General features: G+C 42.3%; 19 protein-coding genes and 1 pseudogene. 3 read left to right on the top strand and 17 right to left on the bottom strand.

Features of this window, described 5'->3' with window-relative positions; genetic code table 11:
* Nucleotides 1-133 precede the first annotated feature (133 nt).
* The 3 genes from BN1360_RS12950 to BN1360_RS12940 are packed head-to-tail and all read right to left on the bottom strand — an operon-like array spanning nt 134 to nt 1,912.
* Nucleotides 134-382: a hypothetical protein gene (locus BN1360_RS12950; RefSeq protein WP_068780272.1), complete on the bottom strand. Its 249-nt coding sequence runs from the start codon at nt 380-382 to the stop codon at nt 134-136.
* A 60-nt stretch (nt 383-442) separates the two neighbouring features.
* Nucleotides 443-1,258: a GNAT family N-acetyltransferase gene (locus tag BN1360_RS12945; protein WP_068780271.1), complete on the bottom strand. Its 816-nt coding sequence runs from the start codon at nt 1,256-1,258 to the stop codon at nt 443-445.
* 54 nt (nt 1,259-1,312) lie between these two features.
* Nucleotides 1,313-1,912, bottom strand: coding sequence for a GNAT family N-acetyltransferase (locus tag BN1360_RS12940; protein ID WP_420707898.1), 600 nt, complete (start codon nt 1,910-1,912; stop codon nt 1,313-1,315).
* Between the two features lie 201 nt (nt 1,913-2,113).
* Here BN1360_RS12940 and BN1360_RS12935 point away from each other — a divergent pair, with 201 nt between their 5' ends.
* The gene (locus BN1360_RS12935; RefSeq protein WP_068780269.1) at nt 2,114-3,571 is read left to right on the top strand and encodes a 4-hydroxyphenylacetate 3-hydroxylase N-terminal domain-containing protein; all 1,458 of its coding nucleotides are present in this window, start codon (nt 2,114-2,116) and stop codon (nt 3,569-3,571) included.
* A 51-nt stretch (nt 3,572-3,622) separates the two neighbouring features.
* Here the strand turns inward: BN1360_RS12935 and BN1360_RS12930 are convergent, their stop codons facing one another.
* The 8 genes from BN1360_RS12930 to BN1360_RS12895 form a co-directional block, all read right to left on the bottom strand.
* Nucleotides 3,623-4,006 carry a DUF6508 domain-containing protein gene (locus tag BN1360_RS12930; protein ID WP_068780268.1) on the bottom strand — a complete coding sequence of 128 codons (384 nt, stop codon included), beginning with the start codon at nt 4,004-4,006 and terminating at the stop codon, nt 3,623-3,625.
* 695 nt (nt 4,007-4,701) lie between these two features.
* The gene (locus BN1360_RS12925; protein WP_068780266.1) at nt 4,702-5,097 is read right to left on the bottom strand and encodes an RDD family protein; all 396 of its coding nucleotides are present in this window, start codon (nt 5,095-5,097) and stop codon (nt 4,702-4,704) included.
* Between the two features lie 105 nt (nt 5,098-5,202).
* Nucleotides 5,203-5,664 (bottom strand): DinB family protein, encoded by a 462-nt coding sequence (locus BN1360_RS12920; RefSeq protein WP_068780265.1) that lies wholly within the window; start codon nt 5,662-5,664, stop codon nt 5,203-5,205.
* 29 nt (nt 5,665-5,693) lie between these two features.
* On the bottom strand, nt 5,694-6,089 hold the full coding sequence (locus tag BN1360_RS12915) for a GNAT family N-acetyltransferase (protein WP_068780264.1): 396 nt from the start codon (nt 6,087-6,089) through the stop codon (nt 5,694-5,696).
* Between the two features lie 28 nt (nt 6,090-6,117).
* A complete protein-coding gene (locus tag BN1360_RS12910) occupies nt 6,118-6,750 on the bottom strand; it encodes an MSMEG_1061 family FMN-dependent PPOX-type flavoprotein (protein ID WP_082790057.1) in 633 nt (210 codons plus the stop codon).
* Nucleotides 6,751-7,168: 418 nt separating this feature from the next.
* Nucleotides 7,169-7,672, bottom strand: a complete 504-nt coding sequence (locus BN1360_RS12905) for a GNAT family N-acetyltransferase (RefSeq protein WP_068780262.1) — start codon at nt 7,670-7,672, stop codon at nt 7,169-7,171.
* Between the two features lie 300 nt (nt 7,673-7,972).
* A complete protein-coding gene (locus BN1360_RS12900; RefSeq protein ID WP_068780261.1) occupies nt 7,973-9,043 on the bottom strand; it encodes a polysaccharide deacetylase family protein in 1,071 nt (356 codons plus the stop codon).
* Nucleotides 9,044-9,293: 250 nt separating this feature from the next.
* Entirely contained in the window at nt 9,294-9,941 is a 648-nt protein-coding gene (locus tag BN1360_RS12895) for a FusB/FusC family EF-G-binding protein (RefSeq protein ID WP_068780260.1), read from the bottom strand.
* Nucleotides 9,942-10,297: 356 nt separating this feature from the next.
* On the opposite strand from BN1360_RS12895, the gene udk reads away from it, so the two are divergent.
* Together udk and BN1360_RS12885 are read left to right on the top strand one after the other, a co-directional pair.
* Nucleotides 10,298-10,930, top strand: coding sequence for a uridine kinase (gene udk, locus BN1360_RS12890; RefSeq protein ID WP_068780259.1), 633 nt, complete (start codon nt 10,298-10,300; stop codon nt 10,928-10,930).
* Between the two features lie 120 nt (nt 10,931-11,050).
* Nucleotides 11,051-11,467 (top strand): VOC family protein, encoded by a 417-nt coding sequence (locus tag BN1360_RS12885; RefSeq protein WP_068780258.1) that lies wholly within the window; start codon nt 11,051-11,053, stop codon nt 11,465-11,467.
* Between the two features lie 83 nt (nt 11,468-11,550).
* Here BN1360_RS12885 and BN1360_RS12880 read toward each other — a convergent pair.
* From BN1360_RS12880 to BN1360_RS12855, 6 genes and pseudogenes are all read right to left on the bottom strand, one after another.
* Nucleotides 11,551-12,148 (bottom strand): annotated as a pseudogene (locus BN1360_RS12880) (YdeI/OmpD-associated family protein).
* Between the two features lie 160 nt (nt 12,149-12,308).
* Nucleotides 12,309-12,743, bottom strand: coding sequence for a GNAT family N-acetyltransferase (locus tag BN1360_RS12875; RefSeq protein WP_068780257.1), 435 nt, complete (start codon nt 12,741-12,743; stop codon nt 12,309-12,311).
* A gap of 25 nt (nt 12,744-12,768) precedes the next feature.
* Nucleotides 12,769-13,575: an aminoglycoside phosphotransferase family protein gene (locus tag BN1360_RS12870; protein ID WP_420707897.1), complete on the bottom strand. Its 807-nt coding sequence runs from the start codon at nt 13,573-13,575 to the stop codon at nt 12,769-12,771.
* 73 nt (nt 13,576-13,648) lie between these two features.
* Nucleotides 13,649-14,179, bottom strand: a complete 531-nt coding sequence (locus BN1360_RS12865; protein ID WP_068780255.1) for a hypothetical protein — start codon at nt 14,177-14,179, stop codon at nt 13,649-13,651.
* A gap of 111 nt (nt 14,180-14,290) precedes the next feature.
* Nucleotides 14,291-14,536: a hypothetical protein gene (locus BN1360_RS12860; RefSeq protein ID WP_068780254.1), complete on the bottom strand. Its 246-nt coding sequence runs from the start codon at nt 14,534-14,536 to the stop codon at nt 14,291-14,293.
* Nucleotides 14,537-14,709: 173 nt separating this feature from the next.
* Nucleotides 14,710-15,234, bottom strand: coding sequence for a GNAT family N-acetyltransferase (locus BN1360_RS12855; RefSeq protein WP_068780253.1), 525 nt, complete (start codon nt 15,232-15,234; stop codon nt 14,710-14,712).
* Between the last annotated feature and the right edge of the window lie 223 nt (nt 15,235-15,457).

Here is a 15,457-nt window from a genome sequence, read left to right as displayed (position 1 = left end):
ACAATATTAGGGCTTCTATATTTTAAAGATCACAGGAATGTCACTTATGCGTCTCCAGATCATATGGTCGTTTCCTTCACTCCAGTAGTTTACGAACCGGTGGTCAAGTTCCTTAAAGACAAAAGCAATACATTCAAGAGCAGACTCCAATAGTTCCAATTATCTGTTTATTCGCTATCGCAAGCAAAAAGTATCTATCAACGCCCAGGCTATCGTAGTCCAGCTTGAGATAATCTTCTTTCGTGCTAATCTCCTGTTCAATATCTTCTACTAAATCTGCTAGATTTTCTTTTGCGAAGGTATCCATAATGACCACTCGGAAGAACCGAAGCAGTTCCTGATCATCACCAAGCTCTGGTCTTCTAATCTCTATTTGTTGCACAAATGGCCCCTCCTCATCATAATGCTTCGTTGTCAGTTTTAGGCGACCCATCGCCTCGAATTAACGCTCTAATTCCGTCCATGTCGTTCTAATATACCCCAGCTTCATCCCAACCTGCTCCATATTCCGATGGCTCTGGGTCAGAAATCCGGCTTGGCTAACTACAGCCTGGCATCCATTTATCGCGGCCTCGTATATTCTTCTGCGAATAAGAGCCTGCTGACATCCTCTGTTCCTGTATTCCGGGAGCGTTCCGGCAAACGTCAATGAGGCTACGGTCTGATTCATGTACATCACCCCAACAGCCGCTGGTTTTCCGTCGATTAAGGCCATGAAGAATCTCCATCCCGGCCTCGTGTATAACACATGGTTATTGTCAGCGATATACGGAATGCCATCATCCGGAAGCCCTGTGCTCCGGCAATGGATCAGAGCATAAGTCATGAACTCTTCCTCTAAAATTTCCTTGATCTCAATGCCGCTATCTCGCCCATCCGGCGGCAGCTGTTCCAGGGAATAGTACATTGAGGTATGAAAGCCAGACTGATAAAACCCGCGCTTAGCCAGTTCCTCTAAGATTCCTGAATTCACCCTTGAGGGGACAATTTCAAACTGCGGCTTACGCCCTCTCAACTTATAAAAATCTACAATCACATCAAGGCAATCGATATCGTCCGAACTCAAACCTTTGACCGTGTTGAATGCGGGCCAAGGCATCGTCCTGCTATAGATCGCTATCGCCTGACCAAACGGCTTGATTTCTACTCCCTCCGGATTCCCTTCCCTCTCTTCAATCGCCCGCATTCGATCTGCCATATAATCCATTTCCGATCGCTCGATTAAACGAACTTGATCCCGGGTTAATATTTGAGTCATTACGCTCACCTCATGATTAGGTTTTTGATCCAGCAAGAGCTATGAAAAGCGAAGTCACTCACAAATATATTCATCTTTCAAAAGCCCATAATATACGAGGTCTTCATACTTGTCCCATTTGATTACATGCTGTCTTAATGTCCCTTCGTATTTCATGCCTAGTTTACTCATAACCCTACCCGAAGCTGGGTTCTTGCTTAGATAACGGGCAAATATGCGATTCAACTTCATTTCTTCAAATGCATATCTGACCATCCCTTTTGCAGCTTCGGTGCAGTATCCGTAATTTTTATATTCCTTGCCCATCCAATAGGCAAGTTCCCCATGATTAAACTTCTTATTCATTCCTATACTTATCGCACCGATTAAACATTTATCTTCCTTATGTTCAACCGCTAATTCAAGTGATCGGCCCAGACTAAAATTGTTGCTATGTGTACCGATCCAAGCTTCAGCGATACCGTCCTCATAGGGATGCGGGATATATAATGTTGTCTCGGCGATATAAGGATCACCCGCTAATTTTTGAACTGCTTCCGCATCATCTGCATGAAAAGGCCTTAATGTGAGCCTCTCTAATTGAATAGTTGGCAGAGTTCTCATAGTACTTCCCACCTTACAGAAATGATTAACCAAACTTTCATGTTCCCGCATTTACAAGAAGAACCGGCTTTAGATAGCTTATCCTCGGCCGGATCATATGTGTGTAACTAAGTATTCGATATCATAAGGTTCGCCTCCTTCCATTCGAATTGTCCAAGTCTCTGGACAAATCACTTTCATTATTTAGACGGCATAAGATAAGTGGTAATCAACTACTACGCTTACCAGGAATAGCGAGAGGGTGTGTATGTCTTGCCAATAAAAAACGGTAAAGAGTATATCGAGCGGATCGATCGTCAACACATTAATTTATGGTATAACGGCCAGCGTGTTACGGGTCTGCTATCCGAGCATCCTGTATTTCGCGGACTAATACACACCCAGGCTGATCTATACGATATGCAGTGCGATGCCCGCTATACCGGTCTGATGACTTATAAATCCCCGCTCGGCGATGATCCCGTTGGCTTATCTTTTCTTCCTCCAATGAATAGAGAGGATTTACTGCAAAGGAGACAAATGATTGATCTGTGGTCCAATAGACATCACGGATTTCTGGGCCGCTCTCCCGACTATATGAATACAGTCCTTATGTCGTTATACACTGCTGCTGCGATTCTTGAAGAGGATGACCCTAAGTTCGCCAACCATTTAAGAAGCTATTATGAATATTGCCGGGACAACGACATCACTTTATCCCATGCTTTTGTCCAGCCGTTTGCAAGCAAATGGTCAGCAGAGGCAGACCCTATTGAAGAAACCCTCGCTTGTAAGGTGATTGAAGCCACTGACGAAGGTCTGATCGTTAGCGGTGCCTTTGTAATGGCTACTCAAGGTGCGACATGTGAAGAAATTCTGGTCCTGCCCACCCCTTCCTTCACATTTTCAGAGGATGCGAATCCAATGGCCGTCGCTTTCGCAGTCCCGAATGATCTCGAGGGGATGACCTTTGTTTGCCGTGACAGCTATGCGCATGACTCCACCTTCGACTATCCGCTCAGCTCCCGATTTGATGAGATGGATACGATGGTTATTTTCGACAAGGTGCTTGTTCCTCATAACCGTGTATTTATCTATGGGAATGAGAACATGGCGAATCGTTTACTTACAGAAGGAAACTTCTTAGCCCATGCCGGATATCAGGTCGTCTCCAGATATATTGCCAAAACAGAGTTTCTTCTCGGTCTTATTCAAAGCTTGGCAGAGGAGCAAAATGTCACCTTAGAGATGTCCACGATCCAGCAAATATCGCGGGTGATGATGACGCTTGAGAATCTGAAGGGACTAAGACTCGCGTCGGAGGCAGAGGCAGCTGCCAATGAGCTGGGATACTATATACCTGCGACCAGTCCTTTGCTTGCCGCCAGTCTGCAATTCCCTGACTTCCATCTAGAAATCACTAATATAATTCAAATGCTGAGCTCCAGCAGCTTAATCATGAGTCCCTCGGGAGCTTATCTCGAATCAGGTGTTCAGCCTTATCTGGAGAACTATTTAAAAGGTATTTTCTCGACTGCGAAGGAACGAGTCGCCTTGTTTCGGCTAGCCTGGGAGCTGGGAGCCGGGGCTTTTGGTGGGAGACAAAATCAGTATGAGCTCTTCTTCCTGGGCAGTCAGAAAATGATCTCCTCCAGGTTATATAACTGCTTCCCGAATCAAGATGGATACAAGAACATGGTCTCTGACTTCTTGCAAAGCAATAAGGCCTGACTCTTATGAGTTAGGCCTTTTATTTAAATAATCACTCTGTTCTGCTGGCTTCTATACCAGTTCCTTAAGTCTCAATAAAATATTGGCGATATGTCCGTTTACAATCGTAGAAATAAACAACCCTTCGTTGAACCGATCTCCGCGAATATAGCTCGTCATTAATTTCCTCAATATCTCTATATCAGCATTCCGAATCTGATCCTGGATGTCATGGCTGATATCTTTATAGACTTCATGCTCATGAAGCCAAGTCTTCCAATCGAATACTAATAAAAATCCGGTCTCATTCAGTGCTTCACGGAACCTGAGAACTTCTTCGCTCTCCCGGTAATACCCATTTACCTCAGTAAAGAAAACACTGCCGGAATCTTGAAAAAAATCAAGATAGCTAAGCAGCTTATTTATCTCTTGTTCTGTCATCATTTTATGGGTCATATGCGCTTCCTCTTTATCTATTTATTGATCCTGGGAACCTGGGAATAATATCTGTGAGGTGAACCTAAATGATTCTAAAAATAATAACGATCGTATTAGGACTGCTGTAGGTGAATGCTCAAGCCACAGATCCCACGCTCGTCCAAGTCTTTGATGTGAAACAGCAAAAAGTAATTAGGCAGCTCAAATTTACGGATGAGCTAGAAAAGTCAATTCTGGCCTGTCTAGATGCTTCCCCTAAAATGTATGGCAGCTTTGCAGTAAATCCAGACCACTATTTATTTCATTAACCACTGACTGAAGTTAACCACATGCTCTGTCAGTTTAGGATATAGGCCGCCAAATAAGCAGCTACCTATAAATAAAGTGATGGCAACGTTGGGATATCTCATCTTCATGTAACGTACTGATTGGATGAAGCAAAGCAATAACAGAGGGAGGGCTATGATGGATGTTACATGCCAGCTTATCTTCCCATTCGTAGCCCAGCTTTCAATCCCAATAGCATTCAAAAAACTATCCAAAAAGGAGTAACCATGCAGGTGATTACTGCCAAGTATCATTATCATAAAGCAAGCACCGACCCATATCCAACCCCTTCTTACATTGTTCTTGGGTTTTAGCAAAGCTAAATGCCTCCTTTCTCATAGTAATAATGACCCGATATCTCATAATAGCCTATAGTGTAATCCGGCTCATTTATTATGTACCACTTCTGTACCCGCAATAAAATCATGAATCGCTCTTCGATCCAAGCGCATTCCCACCATAAATGCACTGATAATCACACCAATTCCCAGGGTCAGGGTATAGATCAAACCTGCAAAGACATTGCGCAGGAACATGGTTCCAAGTCCAGGCGGAGTTTGATCATCGACCTTTCTTATTTTGATCCCACAGAGACGCTTCCCAACGGTATACCCTCCCCAGAAAATTGGCAATAACAACGAATATAAGAACCTTAATATGCTCTTGACGCTCTCATCGTTTGTACCGCCTGTAATCATATAAGACACTATTGCTATTAGGATTCCGATGAAGATTGAGTCTATTATCAAAGCCCCGAATCTAACCCAAAAATCGGCCTCCATTACTCTCCACCTTCCTTAAGCAGCCTGATTCGTTTATTATTTTAAGGATATGTGGATTCTTATTTGTTTCTGGATATTAATCATGGGAGTACGTTCTTAGTGAGGTCACATTAATTCTCTACCGATAAAATTCGAACTAACGACTTGGATCCCGATTTCCTTCGACCAAATTGAGAACTGGCCAATATGATGGATTTCATGAACTAAAATATGTCTTAAAATTTCACCTTTACAGAAGGGCTTATCCTGCCAAGATGGATGCACCATTTCATATTCCATCTCGTGTGTCCATTGATCAATAAACTCTCTAATTTCAACTCTGAGTTCATTGGACAGGTTTCTCAAAGCTTGAACATCTTGATACTCCTCAAATGGAAACACGATGTCCGGTTCATTCTGCATGGCTCTTATCCAGCTATATTCCACATCAAGGATATGAAAAAGCGTCTTAAGATAGGAGCCCACTCCCGTTCCACGCTCTTTTATTAGTTCAAGTGGTGGAATTGTTTCCAATACGTCGAACCATTCATCCCTGACCTGCCAATTGTATTGAAATAGAGCTTTCATCTGATCCCCCTCATAAGTACTTTGGCTGCTTACTGGTCTCTTCTTATTAAAAATGCTTTATCCGTTCGTTCAAATCCCAAACCCGGGTAGTAATCCACTGCGGTTGGGGCAGAAATTAGTATTAATGAGCATTGCTCCCCTATTTTTGCCTGTACACGTTGTACCAGTTCTTTTCCAATTCCCTGTTTCTGATATCCCTGGTCCACCGCCAGATCAGATAAATAACAGCAATACGAATAGTCAGTTAAAGCTCTGGCTACTCCCACCATCCTGCCATCAGACCAAGCGGTAATCATAATATCTGAATGATCGATCATGCTTTGGATTCTCTCAACATCTTCATAAGGTCTCTTAATTCCGGAATTCCGAAAAACTTCAGCTACATCGCGTGCATTTTGTTCTTTGTCATCTGAATAAACGATCATAATTATCTCCTCCGGCTAATAACTTGATTCAATATAATCTCTTCTCGTAGCTCTCCGCTAATCCTTTCCGTATAACCTCTTCAGTATATTCAGATGAGTTCACATGATCCTTTAATATAGCCGAAACCGACGGCAAAGCGTCGTCCATAGCCCACGACCGGCTATCCCACACCTTGGACCGCTTAAAGGCTTTAGCACAATGAATGAAGCATTCCTCAACCTCTACCCCAATCCCTAATAGGGGCTGCTTATCTCTGGATTTCATTTGTCCTAGAATGTACTTATCCTTGATTACGAAGGCTTTCCCATTAATTCTAAGCGTCTCTTCTAACCCGGGAATAAGAAATATTAGGCCGATTCTGGAGTTTAACAAAATATTCCTTAAAGAATCGATTCTACGATTGCCTGGCCGCTCAGGAATCACTAAGTGTTGCTCATCTATGACTAGAACCGATCCAGGAGCATCCCCCCGCGGAGATACATCACAAAACCCTTGATCATCCGCAGTGGACATAAATAATAATGGGGACATAGCAATAAAATTTTGGCAATGAGCATCCAGGTGTTGTATGGCTTTCTTTTTAACAATCTCACTGGGATGACCTATGAGCTCTCTAATCTCATCTTCTGAAGACAGGATTTCTTTAAAAGGGTTCTGCATACCAGCACCTCTATTCATTGCATATTCTTTCCTCCCTAAAGCTAAGATTCCTCAGCTAATTTCTCATACATAACTTCATCCGCTAATACATATTTCGCTTTTTGATATGTTTTTTGGGCCCTAACATTGCTTTGTCCTGTTAATACCGTGATATGCTTGACCCCGATTTGGAGCAAGTTTTCTTCTAACAAGCGAATGATTTGCGGGGTCGTTCCACTCCACTAAATTTGTAATTTAATTCAACTAACGATAAACAGTCTTCTGAAGTTGCTAGTCGTACAGCATTTGTTATCAATTACTCTGTCCCACCTTATCCTTTTCTTTCCCCTTAATATCAGTCTGACGAAATAGATAGATTAATAAAGAAATTATAAGTAGTATTGTTACTGGCGAAGTTCATTTATATTCCAAATTTCTTTTATATCTTAAGTGATTTTCTGTAATAGTGTTTGTTATCTTCATCCACATCCATAGACTTCTCGAACCCAACCCTACTCCAGAACCTTTCGTTGGCTTCGTTGGTCGGTGTTAATTCAATATATAAAGCACCTTCATTCCTAACAAGCTGTTCAGCTTGCAAATAAGCCAGCTTGCCATACCCATGGTTGCGGTATTTAGGTTCGATATAGTATTCCATTAAAAAGCATTTTCCACCTTCATCAAAATAAGTGACATACATTAAAAAACCAATCAAAGCCGCTTCTTGTATAAAATAAATTTTTAGTGGGTTTATATCTCTACTTCTTAGTTCCTCAATTACATCTCTATATTCATCAGAGTAAAAGTAGTCCACATCAAACTCACTCCCTATAGTTGCGTTAAGAGAAAGTTCATTAATATAATCATTAAATAACTCCCAAAAGAAAGCTACGTCAGATTCTTTATCTACAATAGACAGCTCTAGCTTTAGATTATTACTCATTTCTTTTCTTCCCCCTCTAGTCAGCTCAACAATTCTCTTCTCTCGCAAGTTTCGGCCCAGCTTAAACCCACACTTTTCCTATACAATATTTCTGCGTGATTTCTATAATTACTAAATAAACCTCTTATAATTAACTATCAATATCCCTAATGAAAATAAAACACCCCAGCCTAAGATAGCTCTTATCCTAGGCTGGGGTGTGTGTTGTCTGAGCTTTCCCCTGATTATACAACTAATAACCATAAAGGGGAAAGCCTGCATCCGTTCCATGACTATAAAATTGCCTTACCATTTCACGCTTTAGCTAATCTCTAAATAATCGATATACACATCCCATGTCCCATTATCCGCTGTTACGACAAGCTCAATTTGCTGATTACCTGTACCATGACTGACATTGCTCAGAGTGTAAACCGCAGGATTAGTTCCGCCAAAATAGAAGGTCCCCTTCGTCTGTCCGCCTATTTTCAAGTCGACCCTGGCCATATTAGAGTTATTGGAAGCACCTCGGAGTGAGAAATGATGATTTCCGCTCGTGAAATTTTGCGTGTACTTGACCGAGTCTCCATTGGCGTATAGAGCTACTCCGCTGAACGGAGAACTGATATTCCCCGTATACTGACCACTCTTCGTCATGCTCTCTGCTTCTACTCTCGTCGTATTGCCTGGAGGATTCGTATTACCGCCTCCGTCAGGTGCCACTGCCCGGCCAGTTGACGTAGAGATCATGCCGGAGCAAAGACCACGACTCTTGAGATTCTGCGCAATTTGCGGGATCGCCTGGAGCGTTGTCTGGTACTGGTCATGCATCAGGATTACATCTCCGTTCTGCATCGTGCCTACAGCAGCTACGATTTGGGCGGTCGAGGCACCGTTCCAGTCCTGGGAATCAACATTCCACAGCACTTCAGTAAGACCGTTTTGCTGTTCGATGGATTTCAAGGTAGCATTCGTCTCGCCATAAGGTGGGCGGAACAGCTTTGGTGCCGTTCCCGTAGCCGACTGGATGGCCTGCTGAGTTCGGGTAATTTCCGATGACATTTGCGAAGTGCTCAATGTAGTCATATGCGGATGCGTATAGGAGTGGTTGCCGACCCACATCCCTGCGGTCACCTGAGCCTGGACTAAAGAAGGGTAGCTTTGCGCATTTTGTCCCATGTTGAACATCGTTGCACGTAGACCATTCTGCTTCAGTGCATTGAGCAAATTTGTCGTATTGCTTGGATTTGGACCATCATCGTACGTCAGACCAACGTAACCATTCGGACAGTTAGCATCAGCTGCACTAGCTGCTGGCAACATAGGGATCGAGAACAGACTGCTAAAGAGCCCAAGGGTCGCTACTACTTTTACGATCTTTGCTTTGAACATTAGAACATTCCTCCTTTTTATTTAGGTGCAGTTAGACTGACCTGTTGGGATCTAGCAGCTAGCCGGAGCAATCTACGAGTCTGTGATAAAATGTTCTACTTAGAAGATAATGTAAGCGATTACAAATAATATATTAGCAAATAATTCCTATATATTCCAATTAACAAAATAAAGATTATACCGTCAAAAGTATAGGTTTTGTTATCAAAAAAAGGCTGCCATTAAAGGCAGCCTTACGTCGGTTCATATGTTATTTAGTGGCCGAGAGAATGAATTTCTCCAACGGCCCTGTATTGGTAATTCGGTGATTACACTCTTGGTTCTCCAGGCAGACATAATGCCCTATGAACGAAAGATTATCCGGCGAAGAATGAGCAGGCTTCGTCTTGATCGAAAAGAAGGCAAGCTCTTGGTGCCGATTGCAGAACAGGCAGTATCCCTTCTTGTGGATCGGTGTAATTCTTCCCTCAATACCGATAAACCTTCCCTCGAATGGATATACCGTAAATAACTTGTTCGTGGCAATATCCGCCCAGCTCAAATAGGTTAAATATCGAAAGTCGATAGCATTCAGGTCCGGTAATTTCAACTTCTTATTCTTAGGAAACAGCTTCTGAATCTGCTTCGGCGTAATCTGCGGAAAAGGCTCCAGGTAAGGTTCCAAAGCGCTTAGATAGCTCTTGAAGTCACTTGCCGAGTCCAGGGCCGATATCTGTTCCAGCATCTGCTTCTGATCCTCTGTCAGTGAAGGAAATGCTTCAACAATGTTCGTTACAGCACTGTACCTTACGGTTTCCAGGACACTCCGATCCGCAACCGTTTGCAATGTTTTCTGAAGAAATTCCGCTTGTTTCTTAATCATATTATACTGATGGTTTCTAATAAATGGTGTACTCATAGCTTTCAGCCCCTTATTGTAATTTAAAGAATAAGGTGCAAAGCCTGTATTAGAAACGATGATGTTAAGTATGGGCGATCAAACTCATATTATCGCGCCCCACGCAAAGTATCGCCCTAGATCAGGCTTTGCATGAGTCCTTCCTAGCTAACGAGCAATTCAGCATTGCCACCGATATAACCCCCAATCCTGATTCATACGCAAATTATAGCAGCGATTTCTGTGAAGAGCAATTTATAACCCTTGTTTCACTTTTATGTACATATGTGTCGTTTCATGGTGAAAAAATAAGTCCGCTATGCTACAATATAAAAATTGTACAAGCTCATAGGACTAGGGAGGATTTTTGAATAAACATGCTGATTATTGGTATTTCCGGTGGCACCGGATCAGGTAAAACGACGGTTGCCCATTCCGTGATTGATCGACTTGGTTCGGACAAGGTAACCTTTATTTCCCAAGATAACTACTACAAAGATAATCCCCATCTAAGCTTTGCAGAGCGCGAGAAGATTAATTATGATCATCCCTTCGCCTTTGATACCGAGCTCATGATTGAACATATTCAAGCTTTGGCGGAAGGCAAGATTGCCTACGCCCCTGTATATGACTTCACGGTTCATGCCCGTTCAAAAACACAAACCCTTGAACTGAAGCCTAATCACATTATGATCCTCGAAGGCCTTCACATCCTGTCCGATGAGAATCTCAGAGCCATATTGGACATTAAAGTGTTCGTCGATACGGACCCTGATGTACGCATACTTCGCCGGGTGGTTCGAGATATTGAGGAGCGCGGTCGCTCCATTCGCTCCGTACATGATCAATACTTAAGTACGGTCAAACCGATGCATGAAGCTTTTATTGAGCCTTCCAAAAAATACGCCGACCTCATTATTCCCGAAGGCGGACATAATGAAGTAGGCATTCAATTGCTCACCACGCTGACTGAGAAATACTTACACAGCGGAGAGAATTTTAACTGTTAGACGGAAGCAGGCCTTAAACCATAGTAATCTATTTTGATTTCATCGGTTCACATGGTACAATTTTGAAGTCAATCGATGTTTCTGATTTATAAATTGAATCCATGACGGGGAGTGAAGTTAGTGGCTGTTGAGGTCTATCTGTATTTCAATGGAAACTGTCGTGAAGCAGTAGAGTATTATGCACAAATATTCGAAACCGAGAAACCGCAATTTATGGCTTACGGTGACAACCCACCTAACCCTGAATATTCACTTCCTGAAGCAGCCAAAAACTTAATCATGCACTCACGACTGAACATCAATGGCAGTAATGTCATGTTCTCAGATGTTTTTCCCGGTTCGCCATTTACGGTTGGGAATAACATTGGTCTTGCTTATGTCAGCAAAGATATCGATCAGGTCAAACAGTTATTTAACAAGCTGCAAGATGGCGGCTCGGTGAAAATGGAGCTGCAAGAGACATTCTGGAGCAAGTGTTATGGTAACCTGCGAGACAAGTTCGGCATTGAATGGCAAATGAGCTATGAAAGCGAGTAATGGTTGATCCGAAGACGCTAAATAATAAAGGATATAGATCCTCTCTTCTTAGAGAACATCTATATCCTTTTTTTCATAAACGGTTACCGATCATTCAATCCTTTGCCCTCAAGAATTTGCTGTGTATACTTATCTACTCTGGACTCTCGAGTTTTGGATTGCTTGGGCGCAGCGAAGAACATGATGTAAGCCTTTTGCCGTCCCGGAGTTAATGCCTCAAAGGCCGTTTTCAAGGCAGGATCTCCGTCTAGTCTATTTTGAAATTCTACAGGACTTTCGAATTCTGTTTCTTTTTTAAATTCGATTTTCAAGCCGGCCTTTTCCACCTCAATGGCTGCATGGATATAATTTTTCAGGATCGCTTCCATCTCAACGATTTCTTGAGCATTCGTGAACCGAATCTGCCGTGCCGCCTGTACATTCTCCGTTTGTTGAATCAAAATCCCTTGGATCCTGCAACAAAGCTCCTTTATGGAAAAGTAGGGCACAATATTCTTTGAATCCATGGATTAACACTATATTTTTCTTCTCAAATGTATAACAAGGATGCATCCATTTGAACTCTTCGTCCAGGCCACAGTCAAGAACGATATTTCTCAGCTTCTCATATTCTTCCTTCCACTTTTTCGACTTGCCCATAAATGCATCAACCTTGGGATTCGTTTCTTTTTTCTCTGTCATGTTAGCTGCCCCCTAATTTCCCCTTGAAACTATCTATTTGTATTTTACCCTAAAGGAAAATTATTTAAAATTTCTATTTGCCCATCGAGCTTTCTTTCAATGATCGCCCTTGAATTGACATAAAACATAATAAATATCCTCCTCTAAGAGCCCGTTCTAATTAATATTCCAGCTTATACACCACTTCGCCATCGATCACTCGTCCATCGGCCCGGAAGCCTAATTGTTCATATAAATGTCTTGCTCCAACATTCGTGGGTTCAAAGCTGATGTAGATCATCTGATGCTGAAGATCTGCTTTGATTCGTTCAATAAGCAGCTGCATAGCAGCCTTTCCGTAACCTTTTGACTGATGCGCAGCATCTATCATTAAGCGATAAATCCAATATTCCTGATCCTCCTGATCAATGCAATACATTGTAAAGCCCACAAGTACCTCATCCTGATTAATAGCCAGGCAGATACACTCCGGGTATGCCTTAGCCTGTGCAAGCGAAAATAAATTGGACGCAACGAACTCTTTCTGCTCGTCGCTTACACTCAGCTTAATGACATCATAAAAATTATCCCGATCTATTTCCCTAAGTGCGATCATAGATGTTCCCCCGTTCTTAATCTTATTAGTTCCACCAATCATCAAAATGCTGTTCCAGAAAGCTGACCTCACTCAGGTAATGTCCTAAATGACCTTCTTCAACTAATCTCACGAAGGCCATATCACCGGATTCCGCTCGTTCGGATAAGGTCGTACACATCAACTTCATCCGAGAGATGACCCACTGTTTAAGATCGATCGGCACAGCTAACCCGTAAGATTTAAAAAACAAATCTATGCGTCTCCTTCTTAACGCTGCATGTTCCTCTCTCTCATACTGCACGACTGCTCGATCCTTATTATTAGGTGCGAACGAGGCTAGCGGAATAGATGTATACAACGTGTAGGCGATATCCCATATGCGCGGTCCCGGTCCTGACATATCAAAGTCAATGAGGCCAATTGGATGATTGTCCTTAAATACAATGTTATACAATGCCGCATCGTTATGGCAGACAACCTCATGTAAAGACCGTTCCGGGTACTCATTTGCAGAGCGTACGGATGCCATAAATCCTACGGTTGCATTGTGATAATTTCTTAACAGTTTGGCCAGCTCAGCCAACGTATCATCTGACCACATATACGGTTCGATATCAGGATAATCATTTCCGGGAACAACGCCTTCAAGGAATGAGAGGATCTCACGTCCTTCCTCATCAATCCCGATATATCTGGGCGAGCTGGGGTATCCTGCTTGTTCAAGATGCATTAGCAACTCATGTACATACGGATCAGGTGAAGCAACCGCTCGGCGAACGGTCCCGCCTACCTTTACGACCTTATTTATATTTCCTCCACTCAGGACTTCCTCAGGCTCTGGCAAGTTCATCCCCCTTTTCGGTTCATCTTTATCATTTAAACGAGCTATTTCTACTTGAGTTGGGTAATTGTTCGCTGCCGCCTTACAAAGCAAGATACCGACTCAACCCTAATATGGCGAAGCAGAACAGTACAGTGCCGGCACCAATCCCCGTTATCGCGCTATTTGCAACACTCCATTTTTTGGATAGCCAGAATGAAATAAATACGACTGCAATAAGGAGAATCCCTAAAATGTTCAGGCTTGAATCTTTAAATACATCCTTGAGCCAGAAAAAATGAATTCCCACAATCAACGCAATCCACGGGGCTACATAATCACTTCTTTTTAGTCTAATCATCAGAAATGCGCCAACACCCGCAAGGAGAAATTCAATAATCACAAATATCAAGTAACTTCTAAATGAACTCGTATCTGACAATGCCGAAGCCTCATTCCAATTGATAATACTCAAGTAAACTCCAACCAGGCAGACTACAAGGGCAATCCCGCTGGCGATCCCAATATATAATCTCCAGCTCTTTCGGGGCTTCTCCTGAGCCCACCCAAACCACATAAAGCTGAACATTCCGAAAATCGCCATGTACATCGTATAGTCCCGTAGATATTCCATATTATCAATCCCTCCTAATACGTTATAAAAATAACCCAGCCCTAGACAAATTTATCTTAGGCTGGGTCATGTTGTGAGTTTTGCTGATTGCAGCACTCCGGTCACTACGGTTTATTTCGCTGATTTTCCATCTTTCTCATTTCCGCGCTTAAAATTCCCCGTCAATTTAGCCATGACTAGCTGGGTTTCCAGATGATCCTTACCGTCTATAGATTTTAAGAACTTCTCACTGGCCTTACCGGTAAGTATGGATACTTGCTTTCCTTTCCAATAAATAAACACCTTTTTGTCTTTCGTCGTTTTATAAGTGAATACTTCCTCTTCACCGAGGCGATTCCGTTTATCGATATTATTCATGTAATCACCCCATAATTATTAGCTTTTTGTTTGCAATGTTTGAAATAAGCAGTTATGAGCCCTATTAGATATACGATCAGTAAGAACGAAATGACGAACTACCCATGGTCCCCCTCTTTCATTACAGCAATGACTGTAATCTTTGCTTTCCATGAAATAATCCCTTCTTATACCTACGTTTCCTCTACCATCACCTTAAATCTGAGAACCATTAAATCTTCATCATCATATTGATTCTCGTATTTAAGAGCATTTCGTTCTTGACCATAAATTTCAAATCCTAAAGACATATACAATTTTTTGGCAGGGTTATTATTAGAGATCACTGTTAGGTTTAATTGTTCTACTCCCTCCATTTCTCTCGCCTTTCTGATGACTTCACCCATGAGTTCTTTTCCTAACCCAATTCCCCTTTTTTCCGGAACTACATACATGCCGTAAATGTTGCCTTTATGCCGAGTCTTCATGCCCGTCTCACGCACAAAGACTACAACTCCAAATAAATTGCCGTGATCTCCAAATGCACCTAATACAAACTTATCCATACTGGGTTTTATTCTTTCAGCTACCATCTCAAGTGAAAATTTCTCTTCACGGTCATAAGTGGTGCCAAAGGCACTCGGATCCTTCCTTAAGCCATCCAATCGAACTTGCTGATACATCTGCGCATCTGATTCCTGCAAGACCCTGATTTTCAATACCCTTCCCTCCAAACTTTAACGGCTTATTAGCTTTTGCTTACCTCCATACCTCACTCCGCCTAGACGCTTACATTATGTTACATCCGCTTCATAGATTTGACTTGTATGATTCCACGGATGGTATGCCTCTCCGATCTCTTCCAGTTGTACAACCTATTCGGGTAACCGAAAGATGGGTAAATAAACAAATTTTATGAATAACATACTCATTATATTAAAT

Source organism: Paenibacillus sp. GM2 (assembly GCF_900069005.2).
Taxonomy (GTDB): domain Bacteria; phylum Bacillota; class Bacilli; order Paenibacillales; family Paenibacillaceae; genus Fontibacillus.
The sequence above is the reverse complement of the archived record's forward strand: the minus strand, read 5'-3'. Positions and strand labels throughout refer to the sequence as shown.

What these genes read in the sequence shown, in the direction of transcription:
- BN1360_RS12905 (WP_068780262.1), bottom strand. Translation starts at nt 7,672, where the DNA reads ATGAGTAATAATCTAAAGCTAGAGCTGTCTATTGTAGATAAAGAATCT.
- BN1360_RS12910 (WP_082790057.1), bottom strand. Translation starts at nt 6,750, where the DNA reads ATGCAGAACCCTTTTAAAGAAATCCTGTCTTCAGAAGATGAGATTAGA.
- udk (WP_068780259.1), top strand. Translation starts at nt 10,298, where the DNA reads ATGCTGATTATTGGTATTTCCGGTGGCACCGGATCAGGTAAAACGACG.
- BN1360_RS12900 (WP_068780261.1), bottom strand. Translation starts at nt 9,043, where the DNA reads ATGTTCAAAGCAAAGATCGTAAAAGTAGTAGCGACCCTTGGGCTCTTT.
- BN1360_RS12870 (WP_420707897.1), bottom strand. Translation starts at nt 13,575, where the DNA reads ATGAACTTGCCAGAGCCTGAGGAAGTCCTGAGTGGAGGAAATATAAAT.
- BN1360_RS12895 (WP_068780260.1), bottom strand. Translation starts at nt 9,941, where the DNA reads ATGAGTACACCATTTATTAGAAACCATCAGTATAATATGATTAAGAAA.
- BN1360_RS12860 (WP_068780254.1), bottom strand. Translation starts at nt 14,536, where the DNA reads ATGAATAATATCGATAAACGGAATCGCCTCGGTGAAGAGGAAGTATTC.
- BN1360_RS12865 (WP_068780255.1), bottom strand. Translation starts at nt 14,179, where the DNA reads ATGGAATATCTACGGGACTATACGATGTACATGGCGATTTTCGGAATG.
- BN1360_RS12875 (WP_068780257.1), bottom strand. Translation starts at nt 12,743, where the DNA reads ATGATCGCACTTAGGGAAATAGATCGGGATAATTTTTATGATGTCATT.
- BN1360_RS12920 (WP_068780265.1), bottom strand. Translation starts at nt 5,664, where the DNA reads ATGAAAGCTCTATTTCAATACAATTGGCAGGTCAGGGATGAATGGTTC.
- BN1360_RS12945 (WP_068780271.1), bottom strand. Translation starts at nt 1,258, where the DNA reads ATGACTCAAATATTAACCCGGGATCAAGTTCGTTTAATCGAGCGATCG.
- BN1360_RS12925 (WP_068780266.1), bottom strand. Translation starts at nt 5,097, where the DNA reads ATGGAGGCCGATTTTTGGGTTAGATTCGGGGCTTTGATAATAGACTCA.
- BN1360_RS12930 (WP_068780268.1), bottom strand. Translation starts at nt 4,006, where the DNA reads ATGACCCATAAAATGATGACAGAACAAGAGATAAATAAGCTGCTTAGC.
- BN1360_RS12940 (WP_420707898.1), bottom strand. Translation starts at nt 1,912, where the DNA reads ATGCGGGAACATGAAAGTTTGGTTAATCATTTCTGTAAGGTGGGAAGT.
- BN1360_RS12915 (WP_068780264.1), bottom strand. Translation starts at nt 6,089, where the DNA reads ATGATCGTTTATTCAGATGACAAAGAACAAAATGCACGCGATGTAGCT.